Consider the following 18682-nt stretch of genomic DNA (forward strand, 5'->3'; position numbering starts at 1 on the left):
GGATGAATATGTCAACAGCAGTAGCAAAAGAATTTTGGTTTGTCGTAGGTTCGCAACATCTTTATGGGGAAGAAGCATTGGCTGAAGTTAAAGCGCACGCACAAACGATGACAGATGCTTTGAATAAAAGCGGAGTTTTGCCTTACCCACTAGTATTGCAGGATTTGGCTGTCAGCGCAGATAAAATCACCAACATTATGAAAGAAGTTAACTACCGTGACGAAGTTGCAGGTGTCATCACTTGGATGCATACTTTCTCACCTGCAAAAATGTGGATCCGCGGAACAAAAATGCTGCAAAAACCTTTGCTTCATCTAGCTACGCAATATAATGAAAGTATTCCATGGGCAACAATTGATATGGACTTCATGAACTTGAACCAAGCAGCTCATGGTGACCGTGAATATGGTTTTATTAACGCCCGTTTGAACAAACAAAACAAAGTGGTTGTAGGCTATTGGGAACGCCCTGAAGTCCAAAAGCAAATTGCAGAATGGATGGACGTAGCCGTTGCTTATAACGAAAGCTTCAATATCAAAGTTGCTCGTTTTGGTGACAACATGCGTAACGTTGGTGTAACTGAAGGAGATAAAGTTGAAGCCCAAATTCAATTTGGCTGGACGGTTGACTACTTTGGTATTGGTGACCTGGTTCAAGTCATTAATGAAGTTAAAGAAGAAGAAATCGATGGTTTGTTTGCTGAATATGCAGAGCTGTATGAATTCGACTATGGCATTAACAGCAAAGAAGCTTGGGAAGCTAGCGTAAGAGTTCAAGCAAGCTATGAAATTGCTATCAAACGTTTCCTTGATCAAGGTGGCTACAATGCCTTCACCTCAAACTTCGAAGATTTACATGGAATGAAACAACTTCCAGGACTTGCTGTTCAACGTTTGATGGCACAAGGATATGGTTTTGCTGGAGAAGGAGACTGGAAGACTGCAGCTCTCGACCGCTTGCTTAAAGTGATGAGCCATAACCAATCGACTGGCTTTATGGAAGATTACACTTATGAATTGACAGTTGGACAAGAATCTATTCTTCAATCCCATATGCTTGAAGTAGATCCAACTTTGGCAAGCAACAAACCAAAAATCATCGTGTCTCCACTAGGTATTGGTGGTAAAGACGATCCAGCCCGTTTAGTATTTGACGGCAAAGCAGGAGACGGTGTAGTGGTTTCCATGGCTGACTTCGGTACGCATTACAAACTTTTGATCAATGAAGTGACTGCTTTTGAACCAACTGTTCCAGCTCCAAACCTTCCAGTAGCTCGTGTGCTTTGGAATGTTAAACCAAACTTCCAAGACGGGGTAAAAGCTTGGATCGAAAATGGTGGCGGTCACCACACCGTTGTTTCATTAACTCTTACAACAGACCAAATTATTGCTTACGCAAAACTTGTGAACTTGGAATATGTAGTAATTAAATAATAGCAAAGCTTTATTACGATTAATAGGACTCCATTCCTCGGCTTTTTGAGGAATGGAGTCCTATTGTTTTGTTCGATATACTTCAATAAATGCGATAGTTTCCACTTAGGGCTAGTAAACTAAAGAAGTACAGACAGTTATCATAATAACGACGTTGTCCAGTTCGCAAAGGTGTATCCCAAAACAAACGGACAAAATGCTCTGCCTCCGGGCCTTCCGAAGCAAGCGAAGCCATGGCATTAGTCGCCAAAAGGCCTACTGGATGCAGCGCCGGTTCGTCGAATGCCTGTCCCTCAATGGTATACCGCTTGTAATTGGAAACTTCGATATTCCTAAAAAAAGCTTGAATCCTGTTACATTGATCGACCTGCCAGCTGTCCTTTTGGAACCATGCCCAGTCCAAACCGATATTAGCCGCAACCCGGTAAGCATCACTGAAAAAATGACTGAAATCACCATGAAGCTGGGGTTCTGCCGGGGTGCCGTTAAAATTAGCATATTCGGGAGCGAGACCAGTTATAGGATTACATGTAGTGTGTAGATATGAGCGGCTGGCTTCCGCCGCTTCTCTCCAAAACATGTGGTCACCTGCATCAGCCCACAAAGCGAACAAATCATAGAAATGGGGGAGATGGTAAGATGGATCACTGAAGGTGGATTCCGGTACGAATTTAATCAGTTTCGTTTCCGCGTCCCACATTGAGTCACCAGCGCCTGTTTCAGTTTTATGTACACAAGCACGCAATATTATTCGAGCCTGCTCGGAATAATTATAAGGTGCCGGACCGTTCCCCCAACGTTTTGAGGCAAAAAACAAAGCCATGGCGAAAAACTCTTCCCCGTCCGGTGCGGGTCCTTGAGAAATTCTTGTACCGTCAGGCTTGCAGTGCCAAGCAAAGTAATCGGCATAACGGCCTTCTTTGTGCTGCATAAACGTCTTAGAGAAGTTCCATAAACGATCAAACTCATCTTTTTTATTCATTTGAACAGCCATCATCATCCCGTAGGACATTCCTTCAGACCTAACATCCAGATTACCTGTATCCAGAATATAGCTTTTATCCTCGTCCAGCGGATAGTAGATTCGTACGTTCGGATCTCCGTAAAACAAATCACTCCAAGTTTCTTCGAGTTTAGCGTTGATTTCATCTTCAGAAAAGCCGAGCTCTTTAAATAAATTGCGATATTTCCCCGTATAAAAAGCACCTTGTTGTGTTATTGGCATGATATTTCCCCTCCTGTGCACTACGCATGCACTCCATTTCAATAAAAACTAAGGATGGATGGTTTGAATGGTGCAATCATCGTTGTATTTCAGCTCCGTATATTTTACAGAACGCTTGTTGTCAGCACCACCAGATAAAGAACTATCATGATAAAATAAATACCATTTCTCTTTAAACTGAACAATAGAATGGTGTGTTGTCCAGCCCAGGACGGGTGTAAGTATTTTTCCTTGATATACAAAAGGCCCAAGCGGATCTTTACTGATAGCGTATACAATATTATGGGTAGTACCCGTGGAATAAGAAAGATAATAATAACCGTTATATTTATGAACCCATGGACCTTCAAAATATCTTCTCTCTTCATCTCCAGCAAGAATCGGATTTCCGTTCGTATCGACGATGGATATTTCTCTAGGCGCACCTTCAAAGCTCAGCATGTCCTCGTTCAGCTCCGCTACGATAGGTCCTAGAGCAGGTGCCGTTTCAGCCGGTCCCTCTGCATCCGCAACAAATGAGCCGGTTTGCCATTTTTCAAGTTGACCGCCCCAAAGACCCCCAAAGTATATATATGATTTGCCATCATCATCAACGAAAACAGCGGGATCAATGCTATAACTGCCGGGAATGTAGTTCGGTTCAGGTGTAAAGGGTCCCGAAGGTGACGCTGAGGTTGCAACCCCGATTCGGAAAATATCGTCATGGTCTCGGGCTGGGAAAAACAAATAGTAGGTATTGTTTTTGTATGCTGCATCCGGAGCCCACATTTGCTGTTTAGCCCATGGGACATCCTTCACATGAAGCACTTCACCGTGGTCGATACAAGGGGAGCCATCTCCATCAATAGACAGAACATGGTAATCCTCCATATTATATTGGTCACCGTTGTCATTAGAGATCATATCGTGATCCAGGTCATGAGAGGGATAAATATAAATCTTGCCTTCAAATACATGAGCAGAAGGATCCGCAGTATAAATATGAGTTACGAGAGGTTCATTGGGTTGCACTGGCTTTGTCAAGTCATTTCCTCCTATAAAGTTAATCGCTTACAAAGTTAATGGTATAAGAACTTTAGGACTCTGTATATATAGCAACTATAGTTTATACCCCACAAAGTTTAGATGTTGCTTTCTTGACCTTGCAGACCCTTTCCCATTTATGCTGCCTCACAATATTTTCTCTAGATAATCTGGTACAATAGAAATCTCCAAACTTTGACCTTACAAATACGATGAGGTGAGATTAACATAAGGGAATATAAATCATAATTTTACACAAGAATGAATGTTAGAGCGAAAGACACCAAGTATTCTACATTATATTTTTAAAAAGATGAGGTCAGCTTAATGCAAAAAATTCAAAATTCCAGAATCTACTTTATAGGTATACATGTGCTTTTATTAATCTTATTGTTCACCTCTTTGTATGCTTATTCCCCCTGGATTCGCATTAAAGTAAAGGAAATTATCATGCCTGCGGATAAAGTATATACCATCGCTCACCGTGGTGCTTCAGGATATGCTCCTGAGAATACAATACCTGCATTCGAGCTAGCCATTGATATGAAGACCGATTATATCGAGTTAGACATTCAGTTAACAAAAGATCATGTTCCTGTTGTTATTCACGATGGGACCGTAAACCGTACCACGAATGCTAAAGGGTATGTAAAGGATTTTACTTTAGAGCAGATCTCAAAATTAGACGCGGGTTCATGGTTTAATGAACAATATCCCATGTTCGCTAGAGATAAATATGTAGATTTACGTATTCCGACACTAAAAGAGGTATTTGAAAGGTTCGGAAAAGAAGTGGACTATATGATTGAGATTAAAGATCCCACGTCGAATTCGAACATCGAGGCATTGTTAAACGAAGAAATTTTAAATTATGATCTGTCGGCTCATGTTGCTATTCATTCATTTAGTGAAGCGAGTTTACGTAGATTCCATTCCATAAATCCAGCAGTCCCTCTTTATCAAATTGTATGGTATGATTTCCCTGTTTATAAAATATCAGAATCCTATGTGAATAGATTAAAAACTTATGCGGTAGGCATAAGTCCTAACTTTCAAAAAATAAATGCGGCATATGTCGCGCAGGCAAAAAATTCAGGGCTAAAGGTGTTTCCATATACTGTGAATTATCAAGTGAATATGGATAAAGCCGTAATTTGGGGTGTAGATGGTGTACATACAAATTTCCCTGACCGCTTTAGCGAAGTAATTAAGAATAATAAAAAGTAAGGGATGTGAAATCACCCTTTTCTGGACATAAATAAAGCTGTCGAGACTTTCTCGACAGCCTAAGAACCTTTATCCAAAGGTTCTTTTTTTACGGAAAATCAATTATTTTTGTTTCTTCTTTCTAATGAAGTCTTTTCTCGTGAAATTGTAGATGAAGCTCCCGTACTTGTTCTGCAAGATCGGGTACAGGGCCATCTACGAACGCATCGTAAATAACCTCCTGAATACTTAAATTACGGACGGGTGATGCTGCAATTCCCATATCATTTAACCACGCCGATAATTGCTTCGAGGAACTGGCATATACAATTCGTCCTAAATGAACCCACCCGTGTGCCGCTGCACACATAGGGCAATGTTCTCCGGAGGTATACACTGTTGCCTGCTTACGTTCTTCCAGTGTCATATTCTGAGCTGCCCAGCGGGCTAAAGCGAATTCGGGATGCTGAGTATGGTCACCGCTACCTACATGGTTGCGGTCTTCCGCCAGCACTTCGCCACTTGCTGATACAAGGACGGAACCAAAGGGTTCGTCCCCAGCTTCGAGTGCAATTTGGGCAAGTTCAATACAACGCTTAAGATGTTTGATATCCGTGTCGTTTATCATGATGGTAGAACCTCCTGAATTCTAATTTATAGATAAGTTTCATGAATAGTAGGCCTGAGCCTGTTTGTTCACCACATTCTTCTATGTTAGCATGTAAAGTATTCGATGAAAAATATAGCATGCATATCAAGCTAGGGAGGATATATAAAAATGAAGCACCCATTTATATTGAACGCCGTATGGAACGGTGGCCGTAACAGTGACGGAACTATTGAAGCTGGACAGCTTAAGACTCAAATTTCCATTCCGAAGGAAATGGGAGGACCCGGAGTAGGAACGAATCCGGATGAGATGCTTTTGGGAGCAGCAGCAACCTGTTATCTCATTACACTTGCAGCAATGCTGGAGCGGGCAGGGCTTACGACTTCAGAGCTGACGTTAACCTCAGAGGCGACGGTCGATGTAACGAATAACATTTTTACATATGAAGCCATCAAACATTCACCCCTAATCACCCTTACCAAAGATGCGTCACAGGACGATATCGATAAAACCATCCGAATTGCCCATAAAGCAGAAGGCTCCTGCATGATCTCCAGAGCCGTTGCAGGAAATGTAGAAATCACGACAGAGCCAACGGTGCTGACTGCAAGCCTATAAAATTGAGTCCTAGGTAATCAGAGAGGAGACGTTAACTTTGAACGTTGAGTTATATAAGGATTTGATCAAGGATGAGCGCGGAAATTATTACGTGGCTGTACAAAAAGAGGGCAACGAGCTGACTTTGGTAAACGCAATGCTAGAGCGTTCTTACCAAGAGGTGTGGGAATTTAATGAAGCTTTCAAAAAGAAGTACGCGGAATACGAGCATCAGTTCATCGGCAAAATGATTATGGACAAGCTGCGGCACGATGTTGTTTTTGCCTCCAAAGAAGACGGCCATGGCCGAATGTATGATCTGGCTGCGGTGACAGTTGATTACAAGCTTATTTTTATCGATATGATCGAATTTTACCGAAACCCTCGAGTAGGACTTAATCATGACAAGAACATCCATTAAGCTTAGTGTATTAGATCTTGTACCTGTTTTTAATACGGTGGATGCTAGTATCGCATTGGGACAAGCAGTGAAGCTGGCTCAGACAGCAGAAAGACTGGGATATACTCGTTATTGGGTTGCTGAACATCATGATATGCCAGGATTAGCATGTACCTCTACGGAGGTGCTTTTATCGCATATTGGAGCGAAAACAGCACACATTCGCCTTGGCTCAGGCGCTTTATTGCTGCCACATTATAAGCCGCTAAAGGTGGTGGAAGCATTTCATTTGTTGGCCAGTTTGTACCCGGGACGCATCGACCTTGGATTAGGCAGAGCTCCCGGCGGTACTGCTGAAGTAAGTTTAGCACTAAGTGGCAATTTTCTCGAAAATGTTTGGAAAATGCCAGAACTCCTTAAAGGCGTCACTGAATTATTGCAGGGTAACTATTCCTATGAAGGACGTTCAATAACCGCCCGTCCGGTCCCTCCCGTATCTCCAGAGCTATGGCTGCTGGGTACAAACAAGAAAAGCGCGGCATATGCTGCCGAGTTTGGAGCAGGTTATGTGTTTGGCCAGTTCATGAGCGATGTAGCAGGGGAGGAGGTTTTGCAGGCTTACCGTGAAACCTTTACTCCTTCTTCACTTTCTCCTGAACCGCAGGCCATGGTTGCTGTTGGCGTCATTTGCGCCGAGACTGAGGAAGAGGCAGAGCGATTGGCCTCATCTGGTACGACATTATTCCAACAAGAAGGTTCTGCCGAAGCGAAGTCTGAGCCCTTGGAACGTAAGCTGCTGGTAGGTACTCCGGAAAGTGTTAAAGGTAAGTTGGAACGGTTATCTCTTTTGTATGGAGTTAATGAATTCATTATCGTTACCATGATTCCAGATTATGAGAAACGATTGCATTCGTTCGAACTGCTTGCCCAAGTGTGCTGGAGTTCTTAATAAAGGAGGTCCATATGTATGAAGTTTCATACCTCTGATCAAATTAAAATCCCACCAGGATTTTGGGCTGGATTAAGTCAATTAGGAATAACTGCACAAGATGTAGCCAGCAAAGCAAATCTTCCACTTAGCCAGATCACAGAGTCAGAAGTCACCACCGCCCAATATTTCGCAGTCTGGCAGGCATATTCCGATTTCATTGGGGATACAGCCGAAGGAATCATTAAGCTTGCAACCGTCTTTGAAACTACACAATATCCGCCTACGGTCTTAGCAACATACCATGCTAAGGACTATCGCGATGCTCTTAACCGAATGGTACGATACAAACAAATGTGCCCTCCTGAAAGCTTGCGTTTTACCGAAGAAGGCGAGCTATGTACAATCGAATTGGAATGGCAGCATCCCGGGCATTTTGGTCCACCGCTGCTACTAGGCCTCACTTTGGCATTTCTTCTAGAGCTTGGGCGGCGAGGCACAGGTCTACCTTTGACAGCACAGCTTGTCGAGTTTTCACAGCCTATAGGAAATGTAAAGATTCTTGAAGATTATTTCGGCTGCCGAATTCAGATAGGTGCTCAATATAATCGTTTGACGTTGCTTCGAAATGATTTGGATCGGCCTTTTATCTCGTACAACGAAGAGCTGCTGGAGATTCTGACTCCCGTTTTGGACCGGACGCTTGCTGAACAGAAGGGCACTCGCTCTATAACCGAGAGGGTCAAATGGATCATGAAACGCAGCTTCAGCGGAGGACGCCCTGACATTCATGCTGTTGCGAAGGCATTAAGTATGAGTGACCGTACGTTGCAACGCAGGCTTACTGAAGAAAACACAAGCTTCAAGCAATTGCTGACACAAGCTAGACATGAGCAAGCACGAGAGTATCTGGCAGATCCATCGCTTGATATTAAAGAAGTGGCTTTCTTGATTGGATATGAAGACCATAACTCGTTCTACCGTGCCTTCCGTCTTTGGGAAGGTGATACTCCTTCAAATTGGCGTACTGAACATTTAGGTTTAAACTCGGTACCCTCTTCATAAAGACAGTATTTTCAGAGATTTATCATTGGCGTGTTAAACAAGAACTTTGGCGCAATCCGCTAGTTACTGAACAACCCCGGTACGATAATATAATCCTAGCCGGCACACAGGACTGTTCTTAAAATGACAACTACTCAGCACGCCGTGATAAAAGGAGAAATGTAATATGGATATGGGATTAAATAATAAAACAGCTTTAATTACAGGATCAACAAAAGGTATTGGCAAAGCAATCGCCTTTGAACTTGCTAAAGAAGGAGTTAATGTACTAATTAATGGACGGAATTATAATCAGGTAGAACAAACTGTAAATGAAATAAAGTCAAATTTCCCGGCTACCTCTCCACAAAATGCTACAGCGGATATTGTGAATATTGAACAAAGAGAAGCCTTATTCGAAAAATACCCTAATATAGATATTTTAGTTAATAATATGGGTATCTATGAAATTATGAAATATGAGGACGTTGACGACGAAATATTCGAAAAATACTTCCGTACTAATGTCCTTGCTGCGAATGGATTAACAAAATTCTATTTACCTAAAATGTTACAAAAAGATTATGGCCGCATTCTCTTTATTGCTAGTGAAGAAGCCATTATGCCTTCAGGCCAAATGCCTCAATATGCAATGACCAAATCAATGTTATTATCATTGTCAAAAAGCTTATCTAAGTTAACGATAGGAACTGAAGTTACAGTCAATACAATCATGCCAGGACCAACACTTTCTGAAAATGTGCATCAAATTATCGATGGGATATACTCCAATGAAGATATGACTTTTTCAGAAAAAGAAAGAAAATTCATGACTACAAATCTTCCTCAATCTGAAATACAACGATTTATTAAACCTTTTGAAATAGGCAGACTAGCAGCATTTGTATGCAGTCCTTATGCCTCTGCATTTAAAGGTTCTCCAATTCGCATGGATGGGGGAATGGTGCCGACTATTTTTTAAGCTTACTCTAAAAGGATATAGATAACGATACAAAAAAGCCACTCCTTATGGAGCGGCTTTTTTGCTTGAAAAGTTATCACTGTCCTCTGGTACAACAAAGGATACCAAGGTGCCTTCTCCAGGCTTACTCTGGATCGAGAGACCTTGACCATATAATTGACTTAACCTCCTATGGGTGTTGGCCAGCCCGATGCCACCTTTGCCTTCCATCATTGGCTTCAGCAGTAAAGAGAGGGTCCCGGAATCCATACCTTGCCCATTATCCTCCACCTCAATCTTTACAGCGTTGTGCAGACGGATAATACGTATTTCAACAGTCCCACCCTGTTGGCGCTTAAGTATACCGTGCTTAACAGCATTTTCTACCAACGGTTGGATGGATAGAGGAGGAATTAGGATGTCAATATTCGGATCTACCTTCCAGACAACAGATATCCTTTCTGCAAATCGAGTCTGTTCAATATACAGATAAGATTCTACCAATTCCAGTTCATGGGAGAGGTTCACGAGCTCTCCGACATTTAAAAAGTCAAAACTGATTCTTAAGAAAGAAGTAAACGCGCCAATGAGCTCCTGCATTTTTTTAGTATCCAAATCACTGAGTGCGGCAATAGAGTTCAACGTATTGAATAAAAAATGCGGTTGTATCTGTGCTTGTAGATAGGCTGCTTCTATGCGCACCCGTTCATTGAAGGATAGCTTCATCGCAGTTAAAGCCCGAATACGGTATTTAAGCTCCACTGCATCCACAGGTTTTGTGACATAATCATTGGCACCGGACAAAAATCCAGTATAAATATCCTCAGGCTGACTACGGGCAGTAAGCAGTAGAATCGGAAGCTCATATAAGGAGTAACGAGTACGAACCTTCTGTGTTAATTCGTATCCCGACATCTGTGGCATCATAACATCGCCAATAAGTAAGTCCCAGTTCCTTTTATCCAACAATTCCAATGCTTCATGGGCTGAGTTCACGGTAGTTATGATATAAGGTTCGGTTTCAAGAATACCCTTTAGTACATTCAGATTGACAGGATCATCATCTACCACCAGAATATTTACCTTAATCTCTGTAAAAAGCGGCGGAATTTTTTCAGAGTGATTACTTGGCTGATGTTCGGAAATTCCCCACTCAGTCATCTGTCTATGAATCTCATCTGCCATATACGAAACTGTAGGTTCCGTCTGTTTTATTATCTGCTCGCTGTAAGAATCGGCAAGAGAGAGTGTGAAACTAAAAGTTGAACCTTTACCAAGCTCTGATTGAATGCTTAGGCTGCTTCCATGCAGTTCTACCAGCTGCCGGCATATGCTTAATCCCAGCCCAATTCCACGCCCGTCATTTATTCCGTGAGGGCCTTGCTCATAGGGTAGAAATATCCGTGCCATAGTCTCTTCAGTCATGCCTACTCCGGTATCTGTCACATAGATAAGAACCTGTCCGTCCTGTTCCTCAGCCTTAACAGTTACAAGTCCTGCTTCGGTGTATTTGAGCGCGTTGTGCACCAGATTTAATAAAACCTGCACCAGCCTTTTCTCGTCCGCACGAACTGGCGGCATAGCTTCCGGGATATCCATAGATAGCTGTACTGGCTTACCTTCAATCATATATTGAAGCATACTAATCACACCGGGAACTACCGATTGAACCGAAATAGGTTCCTGTTGTAAAATAACACGATGCTCCTGAAGACGGACCACATCCAGTAGATCACCAAGCATATGAGACATACGGCGGCTGATTGTAATCAGCAGTTCCATATCTTGACGGCTACTTTCGTAAAGTCTGTCCTTTTCTTTTGTGACAATATTTTGCGCGATATTCATGATTCCGTGAAGCGGTGTACGCAGCTCATGTGAGGTATTAGCGAGAAACTGGTCCTTAAGTTTGTCTGCTTTTTTCAGCTGCTCATTTAGTTCCATGTTCTCTTTAGCATTTTGAAAATACTTTTTAAACCAATAAGCTGAGAAGCCCACGATGGCTGCGATAATATCCAAAGGATAATAGACAATTGAATAGTGTCCGTTACTATCCCACAAATTCCATAACAAATTAGAAACGATCGCCGCACCTGATAACAGCAGAAAAACAACATCTTTATCATCTTGCTTTTTGAACAATAAGCGCCCTAAGCTATAGAGCAACCAAATGAAGGGAATATACTGGAACACTTGAATGATTCCCAAATGAATGGATGTGCTGACTAAATAAGCAGGGACAATAAATATAAACAAGGTATAAAGGAAAAGACACCATGTGTAAGCACGTAACCACTTGTTGACTTTGGTACCTGAGGTGAATTTCCTGAAAACAAGCAGAATAAAAAGGTTTTGCCATAAGAAGGCGATCAAACGGATTTTTAAGGACCAAGTATAATTAATCGGCAGTAATGAAAGCACTAAGTTGTCATTTCGAGCTAAAAGGATTACAGCTACAGATAAGGTCATTAACCCTACAAGAAACAGAGCACGTTCTTTAGGATTAAATAAGTACAGAATACAGGCATAAAGCCCATGCAGTAGTAAGATAATTGCTGTAAGCATTTGAAATCCGACAGTGTAAAAGTATGTCCGGTCAATGAGTTCCTGAGAGCCAAAGAAAATAGGGCCTTTTATACCGCCCTTATAGGGGTGATCAAAGTTAGCTACGTGAATAAATACATCTATCACTGTGGTGTTTTTTGAAAAATAAGCTGCTGTATATGAGGTGGTTTTGGGTACATATGTATCGGCATCAAGAGCTATTACCCCATTATTGAGAATAGGAGTGCCGTTAATCTCCACACTGGAAGCGGAATAAATTTGTTTGATCCAGAAAGAGACAGGTTGCTGAAGCGGGTCTACCAAAATTCGCAGACGATACGTACCATAACCATAAGAAGAATTCTGATCGCTTCCCATAACATGGCTCCAATTTCCAGGAACTTGAAGCGAGTGGGATAGCTTTGGTAGAGTAGAAGTCTTCGATGAAACGAATTGCGAAGGATAGAAGCTCCATTCACCATCCAGCCTGAATAAGTTAGCCTGCTCCAGATCCTGGCCGCGTAAATCCAGTACCCCATTGTTAATCACAGGTACAGTGTCGGAAACCTTAAATAGACTCAACCAAATGCAGCGTAGGCCAAAGAGAATGCTTATAAAAAGTAGAATGATAGCTAATTTGTTTAAGATAGTTTTATTTTTCATGAGAACATTATAGCAAATAATTCTAATCTAGAATCTAAAATGAAGATTATTTACATAAGAAGGAGAAGTAATGAGCAAAGGACACTGCGTGGGGCTAAGAGGAATGTTCTCCACATGGAAGATGCATGATGTATCTCCTTGAACATTTGCGTACTCGAATACACGAACACATGAATACACGAACACTCCAATACTTGATTGGTGCTTCTCTGTTGGGCGTCTGGATTACCGAATGTGCTATTTGGCTGCTGGTTTGGCGTTTGTGTTACCTAATTTGTGACTATGCTGCTGGTTTGGCGTCTGTGATACCGGATGTGCGACTATGCTGCTTGTTGTGCGTATTGTATTCCCACACGCTCTCTTCACCATGAGCGATCGGACTCAGATGCAGCTATTCGGCTGAATTTTGACTTTTAAGAAGTGTTTCGGACCCCAGAGGCGTTATTTGTTCCAAACATGCGCGATATGAGGGCTTTTCGAGCCAATAGCGACTATAGAGTCCGATAGGTTCTCAAATGAGCCGAATTATGGTTAATAGCGACTATAGGGTCCGATACACTTCACTCCTGCTTCCAATATCATTTTTCATAAGCTTGGCTCCTCGTTTATTGGTGAATGTGATTTTGAATACCCCGTTAGAACTAACCTTCGGTGTAATGAGTGGAGGTTAACGGTGGATTCTCCTTAATCCTAAAGGGTATATTATTAGAAAATTCAATGCAGACAGGAGTGTAGATACGATGATTAAAGGTTTCGGAGGAATATTCTGGAGAACTAAGAATCTTGAAGCTACAAAAAAGTGGTACAGTGAGGTGTTGAAGCTTGACATAGAGAATTGGAATGGGACTGTGATAAAACCTCAAGTGGGAAATGAGACCATCTTTTCTTTCTTTACCGAGGATGACAGTTATTTTCCAATAGAACAACAAGTGATGTTGAATTTCCAAGTTCATGATCTAAACGAAACGATTAAGCATTTTGAACAGATTGGTGTACCTCTTGCAAAGAAAATAGAGATTAGTGAATTTGGAAAGTTTATTTGGATTGAAGATCCAGAAGGTCGACTGATCGAGCTTTGGGAGAAGTAAGGAGTTGCAGATTATTGCTATTGAGCTAACAGGTGCGTTTTTTTATAAAAGCTCAGTTCAATATCTAATTGTAAATGTATTAGGGAATAAAGTTGTCAAATCCGTGGGGAATATTTCTTCAAAGCTTTCAGCTCCCAGGAAGAACTTTAACTTCTATATTCTGAGGTGCGGCGCTTGCGCTGCATCCACGGTCAACGAAATACTATTGTCAACCCAAATAGGGAGCATACCGTCGAGGTGTACTCCCTATTTCATTGAAGGAATTGGAAAATTAGTGCAACATTTCACCTATAACTTATGTCAATAAAGAAGTTATGTAATAAAATCATAAGAGTAGGTGGTAAATTGAAACTTCGTTTAATCACGTTAATATGTTTATTCACATTCGCATTCTTTATTGCAAATGGACAAGATGCTAAAGCTTTATCCTGTGTCGAGTTAGGAAGTCCCCAAGAAGCCCTAGAGGTCTACGGTGGAGCAATTTACGGTGAAGTAAAACAAATAAAGGTCGATTTGAAACAAGAAGGATTTACGGGGCCAAAAGAGAAAATCAGATATATATTAGTGGATGTTGAACGAAGTTGGAAAACTGAAGTTGACTCTCAAATTATTGTGAGAATAGACTACACTTGGGGTTTTGATTTCAAGGAAGGTAATAAATACTTAATATACATTAGCGAAGTGGATGGCGAATCAAGCAGTAGTCCATGCAGTTCAACAATTGAAATGAATAACCTTAACCAAGCAACAGAACTATTCGGTGAAGGACTTCGACCCAAACAGCAAGTACACCTAGAATATAAGATGTGGTTAATGTTTGAGCAGGATATTGATTTGTATATTGTAATTGCAATAGGACTAGTAGTGATTTCGGTCATTTACCTGAGAGCAAGAAGGAAAAAGGGCTAAGTGTAATTTTATTACACAATGGTTAGGATAGTTCAATAAAATTAAGAATAAGATAGCTGAACTAATTACTATTCATTCATAACATGTGAGGTGCGAGTTGAACTTAGTAGAAACAATCATAAAAAGATTTAACCTTAATGTATTAAGTATAGATAATGTTCCTGAGTCCTTTAGTTCACAAGTATACAAGCTGAATCTTACTAATGGAGAAACGGTGTATGCGAAGATCCCTTATAACAGGGATAAAGTATATCGCGAATATCGTATGCTTGAACTGTTGAGGGAGGTATTACCGGTTCCAAAGGTGTTAGACTTCTGGAGTGGGGATGACTTAATTTCTGGTGCATTACTTTTATCTGAGATTAAAGGTATACCATGTACAGGTGCTATTGACGATGAATTAGCATTTCAAATTGGGGTACTTCACGCAAAGCTGCATGAAGTTAAAATGCCGGGATATGGTGTGGAAGGATTAGACGGTTTTCAATTTTTTAATCAGAACAATTGGAGACTTTATATAAGAAATAGCTTTGAAAAATTTATAGAACCTTGCAAGCAAGTCCTTGAGAGAGGACTTTTCGAAAAATGTATTAATTACTTTGAGGGTGCTTTCTCAGTTTTACCTCCTCCTGATGGCCCATGTGTTGTTCATATGGATTTTCGACAAGGTAATATACTAACAAATAATAATATGGTTGTTGGAATTATTGATTTTGAGAGTGCACGGAGTGGATCCTCTGAAATTGATTTCACAAAAATTAACCGATATGTTTGGGAAGTGAATCCTCAAAGTAGAATTTCGTATAAAGAGGGATATTCAACAATTCGTCCTCTAATGGATTTGGAAACAATACTACCCTTTTATGATTTTTACGATGCTTTTGGTGCTGTTGTCTGGTGTAAAAATAGAGGGATTGAAAAGAATAGGGCGTTCCTAAAGGAAAGTATTTCTGTATTGCAGAAATCCGTAGGTTGTTGAACTGACGGACACGTTAGTTTGCGAAGGATATTCCTTGTTTTACGGAGGAGATGATAATCTGAAACTAATTATTGAATGGCTAAACCGCGATCGAATACGTCGATGTGAAGCCTGTAACACTGAGCTTAATATTTATTCATATTTCTCCGATGAATCGCAGATTTTGTACTGTGTTGTATGCAATAAGTATTATATTAGGGCGGACAAAAGCTCTCCCATATTTAAGTATGAAGTTTCCGAGGGGCTTTTAAAGATATGGGAAATGGACCCTTATCATAGTTATTATACAGGGATTCCAATTAGTGAAGCATACGAGCCGAAGTGGATTAAATTTCTCCGTAGTATATTAAGCTAAAGGGAAACAATAGTTCAATAACAGTTTAAGACGAGGAGCTACCTCCATGATGGATAGCTTTATTACATTAAAGAACATGATAGTGAATAAAGGATAGAATAATGGAAATGGCGAATATTTGATCGGCAGTATACTGTAAAATTATTATGATGCAATCATGAATACAATAGCTTATCGTGATATATGGATCATCAGACCTAATAATGAAAAAATCGAAAACCCAAAAAACGCAATGGGAAGTGTGTTTATGGAAAGTATATATAACAATTTACATACAGCGGAGATACTGTGCCGTATCGAGAATTTAAGTCCTAATTCAAACCCACAGTGGGGAAAAATGAATGTTTCTCAAATGTTGGCTCACTGTTCAGCATTTCAAGACATCGCAAATGGAAACTCCTTTCCTCCTAGAAGTTGGCTAGGAATATTAATAGGAGGGTTTGTGAAATCTATTTTTTACAATGACAAGCCAGTACCACATAATATGTCAACAATTCCGACCATACTTATTTTAGATGATAGAGATTTTGGAAAAGAAAAAGAAATACTGAAACAAAAAATTATAACTTTTCAAAGTAACGGTCCGGAGAATTGTTCATCCCATCCACATCCTTTTTTCGGAAAATTCACTCCGGAGCAATGGGGTAAAGGGATTTATAAACATCTAGACCATCATTTAAGACAATTTGGTGTTTAGTCTTTTTTCGCAGTGAATAATAATTGTTTAACGGAGACGAGCACTCATAATCGCCAACTCACATATTTTTTATTGACATAAAATCCCTATTACTTTATATTGTATCTAATTATATTGCAATCAAATGCGACGAAGAGGACATGTAAATCCGGATATGTCGATCAGAGAACTGCCGGTTGGTGCGAGGCAGAGGACACCCGAATCGAACAATCGCCTCAGAGCTGGCTCCCGAAATCATAGTAGGCGGGCCCGGGATTCTGCCGTTACAAAGAAGCATCGTTGTTGGACGATGGCAGCAGAGAGGGTGTATTCATAAATACACCAATCAGGGTGGTAACGCGGAATCTACTCCGTCCCTAATGGGACGGAGTTTTTTGCGTTCTTATAAATAAATAAGGAGGAGTAACAATGTTTCAAAAAATCAATGTCTCCGATCGAATACTTAGCCAGGATATGTTTATTGCTGATGAGGTTCAATACAACCTGATTCACCTTATTTGCGAGTCGAAGAGTTCTACTTGCTTAAAAGATTCTGATGAAACAATGATTTATGCCCAGTCAACGGGACATAACGCATGGCTTTGGAGTTCTAAGGATATTGTCGAGGATAAGAAGGCCTTTCTCTACGAAGAACTTATAGAATTTCTTAAAGAGACTACATTACCGGGAGTATCTGGAGAACAAAAAACAACAGAACGTTTTGCACAGCTGTATTCTCAGGCAAATCATCTTCAATATGAGTCCACGATGACTATAGAATCTTATTTCTGTACAGATCCAAAGAAACCTTTGAACGTAAAAGGTACAATGCAACAAGCAACGAGAAAAAACCTGGCCATTGTAGCAGAGTTTTTGGCGGGTTTCTCAGAGGGGGCTTATGGGGTTAGGGTGAACCCAGAAGCTAAAATTCTAGATGCCAAGAGGATGATTGAGACAGGGGACTTGTATATATGGTTTGTAGACGATAAACCTGTATCGATGGCGTACATTGCACATAGGTCGGCAAGATATTCCAGATTAAATGCGGTATACACACCACCGTCTTGCCGGAAAAAGGGTTATGCAAGTGCACTAGTAGCAGAGTTATGTTCCGTTCTTTTATCGGAGGATTTAGTGCCCATGCTTTATGCTGATTTAAAGAATCCTGACTCGAATAAGGTTTATCGAAATATTGGTTTTGTGGAAAGCGGGAAGATTGTTGACATCAAGTTCAAATAGGCACAAAAGGGCTACCGCAAGGTAGTCCTTTTTCTATGATCAATATGTTACTCGGCATTACTTTTATACAATTTCACATAGTTTGTAAGTTCAGCTATCGCGAAAAATTGCTTCATTAATTGAGAATTCAATTTTTGTAAGGCAAGCTGAAAGGATATCTCCACTTTTTTGTAGTTATGTGTTTCTATTTCATTCAAAAGCTGTTTCATATTCTCGATATAATAAACAGTTTTCCTTAAACTGCTGATAAGAATAATTTTTCTTAATTCCGTTAAAGTGAAGACTCTGTAGCCATTATCTTTGTTCCTATTCGAAGAGATTAGCCCTTCTTGTTCCCAATGCCGAATAGCTGATGGATTAACTCCTGCCATTTGTGCAACTTCACCAATCGTCATTGAATCTGATACAGTTAAATCTTTGTATTTAGATAAATCAACATCCCGAAACATGCGTAAGACTTCCTCTAACCTTTCTTTTTCCACTTGGGTATTATGTTGCTCTTGATTGATTGCCCAAAGAGCAGACTCCATCTGCTGGCCTTTAATCTTCCTCATCACATCGTACACAACCGGAATTTCATATCCCTGCAATAATGACCGAATGGTAATAAAAGCTTGCACATGGATGGAAGTGTAACATCTGCGGTTGCTGGCGGTCCTTGGTACATCTGGAATTAAACCTTGATCTTCGTATCTCCTTAAAGTAGTGGTACTCACATTTAATTGCTTAGCTATCAGTGTAGGTGTATATATCTCTTCCATAAACATCATCACCCCAAAACATTAAAGTTGAACATTCAAGT

General features: G+C 40.6%; 17 protein-coding genes and 1 other annotated feature. Of the genes, 12 read left to right on the forward strand and 5 right to left on the reverse strand.

Translation table 11 applies throughout. The features are described from left to right. The first annotated feature begins 8 nt into the window (after positions 1-8). The gene (gene araA, locus NSQ91_RS15980) at positions 9-1433 is read left to right on the forward strand and encodes an L-arabinose isomerase (protein WP_076303752.1); all 1425 of its coding nucleotides are present in this window, start codon (positions 9-11) and stop codon (positions 1431-1433) included. Positions 1434-1515: 82 nt separating this feature from the next. Here the strand turns inward: araA and NSQ91_RS15985 are convergent, their stop codons facing one another. Continuing rightward, complete coding sequence (locus NSQ91_RS15985; protein WP_076303751.1) at positions 1516-2658, reverse strand: glycosyl hydrolase family 8; 1143 nt, start codon at positions 2656-2658, stop codon at positions 1516-1518. Between the two features lie 48 nt (positions 2659-2706). Next, complete coding sequence (locus tag NSQ91_RS15990) at positions 2707-3681, reverse strand: glycoside hydrolase family 43 protein (RefSeq protein WP_076303750.1); 975 nt, start codon at positions 3679-3681, stop codon at positions 2707-2709. A gap of 327 nt (positions 3682-4008) precedes the next feature. On the opposite strand from NSQ91_RS15990, the gene NSQ91_RS15995 reads away from it, so the two are divergent. Next, entirely contained in the window at positions 4009-4908 is a 900-nt protein-coding gene (locus NSQ91_RS15995; protein ID WP_076125603.1) for a glycerophosphodiester phosphodiesterase, read from the forward strand. A 121-nt stretch (positions 4909-5029) separates the two neighbouring features. Here the strand turns inward: NSQ91_RS15995 and NSQ91_RS16000 are convergent, their stop codons facing one another. Further along, entirely contained in the window at positions 5030-5515 is a 486-nt protein-coding gene (locus NSQ91_RS16000; RefSeq protein ID WP_076218115.1) for a nucleoside deaminase, read from the reverse strand. A 150-nt stretch (positions 5516-5665) separates the two neighbouring features. On the opposite strand from NSQ91_RS16000, the gene NSQ91_RS16005 reads away from it, so the two are divergent. The 5 genes from NSQ91_RS16005 (at position 5666) to NSQ91_RS16025 (ending at position 9448) form a co-directional block, all read left to right on the forward strand. Continuing rightward, positions 5666-6115, forward strand: a complete 450-nt coding sequence (locus tag NSQ91_RS16005; RefSeq protein WP_038571065.1) for an OsmC family protein — start codon at positions 5666-5668, stop codon at positions 6113-6115. A gap of 37 nt (positions 6116-6152) precedes the next feature. After that, positions 6153-6515 carry a hypothetical protein gene (locus NSQ91_RS16010; RefSeq protein WP_076303749.1) on the forward strand — a complete coding sequence of 121 codons (363 nt, stop codon included), beginning with the start codon at positions 6153-6155 and terminating at the stop codon, positions 6513-6515. Then, positions 6496-7443, forward strand: coding sequence for an LLM class flavin-dependent oxidoreductase (locus NSQ91_RS16015; protein ID WP_076303748.1), 948 nt, complete (start codon positions 6496-6498; stop codon positions 7441-7443). Before NSQ91_RS16010 ends, NSQ91_RS16015 begins: the two co-directional genes overlap by 20 nt. Positions 7444-7461: 18 nt before the next feature. Continuing rightward, positions 7462-8487 (forward strand): AraC family transcriptional regulator, encoded by a 1026-nt coding sequence (locus NSQ91_RS16020; protein WP_076303747.1) that lies wholly within the window; start codon positions 7462-7464, stop codon positions 8485-8487. Positions 8488-8653: 166 nt separating this feature from the next. Continuing rightward, complete coding sequence (locus NSQ91_RS16025) at positions 8654-9448, forward strand: SDR family NAD(P)-dependent oxidoreductase (RefSeq protein ID WP_076303746.1); 795 nt, start codon at positions 8654-8656, stop codon at positions 9446-9448. Between the two features lie 45 nt (positions 9449-9493). Here the strand turns inward: NSQ91_RS16025 and NSQ91_RS16030 are convergent, their stop codons facing one another. Further along, positions 9494-12553 carry an ATP-binding response regulator gene (locus NSQ91_RS16030; protein ID WP_340918767.1) on the reverse strand — a complete coding sequence of 1020 codons (3060 nt, stop codon included), beginning with the start codon at positions 12551-12553 and terminating at the stop codon, positions 9494-9496. A gap of 821 nt (positions 12554-13374) precedes the next feature. Between NSQ91_RS16030 and NSQ91_RS16035 the strand changes: the two genes are divergently transcribed. The 5 genes from NSQ91_RS16035 (at position 13375) to NSQ91_RS16055 (ending at position 17880) form a co-directional block, all read left to right on the forward strand. Beyond that, on the forward strand, positions 13375-13722 hold the full coding sequence (locus NSQ91_RS16035) for a VOC family protein (RefSeq protein ID WP_076125591.1): 348 nt from the start codon (positions 13375-13377) through the stop codon (positions 13720-13722). A gap of 345 nt (positions 13723-14067) precedes the next feature. Beyond that, the gene (locus NSQ91_RS16040) at positions 14068-14631 is read left to right on the forward strand and encodes a hypothetical protein (protein ID WP_143763841.1); all 564 of its coding nucleotides are present in this window, start codon (positions 14068-14070) and stop codon (positions 14629-14631) included. Between the two features lie 97 nt (positions 14632-14728). After that, positions 14729-15610 carry an aminoglycoside phosphotransferase family protein gene (locus tag NSQ91_RS16045; RefSeq protein WP_076303742.1) on the forward strand — a complete coding sequence of 294 codons (882 nt, stop codon included), beginning with the start codon at positions 14729-14731 and terminating at the stop codon, positions 15608-15610. A 602-nt stretch (positions 15611-16212) separates the two neighbouring features. Beyond that, complete coding sequence (locus tag NSQ91_RS16050; RefSeq protein WP_076280622.1) at positions 16213-16662, forward strand: DUF1569 domain-containing protein; 450 nt, start codon at positions 16213-16215, stop codon at positions 16660-16662. A gap of 120 nt (positions 16663-16782) precedes the next feature. Continuing rightward, positions 16783-17023 (forward strand) — a binding site (T-box leader). A 47-nt stretch (positions 17024-17070) separates the two neighbouring features. Beyond that, positions 17071-17880 carry a GNAT family N-acetyltransferase gene (locus tag NSQ91_RS16055; RefSeq protein WP_076303741.1) on the forward strand — a complete coding sequence of 270 codons (810 nt, stop codon included), beginning with the start codon at positions 17071-17073 and terminating at the stop codon, positions 17878-17880. Positions 17881-17927: 47 nt separating this feature from the next. On the opposite strand, the gene NSQ91_RS16060 is transcribed toward NSQ91_RS16055, so the two are convergent. After that, positions 17928-18641, reverse strand: a complete 714-nt coding sequence (locus NSQ91_RS16060; protein WP_076184616.1) for a MerR family DNA-binding transcriptional regulator — start codon at positions 18639-18641, stop codon at positions 17928-17930. Between the last annotated feature and the right edge of the window lie 41 nt (positions 18642-18682).

It is taken from the genome of Paenibacillus sp. FSL R7-0048 (genome assembly GCF_038004505.1).
Taxonomy (GTDB): Bacteria; Bacillota; Bacilli; order Paenibacillales; family Paenibacillaceae; genus Paenibacillus_AQ; species Paenibacillus_AQ odorifer.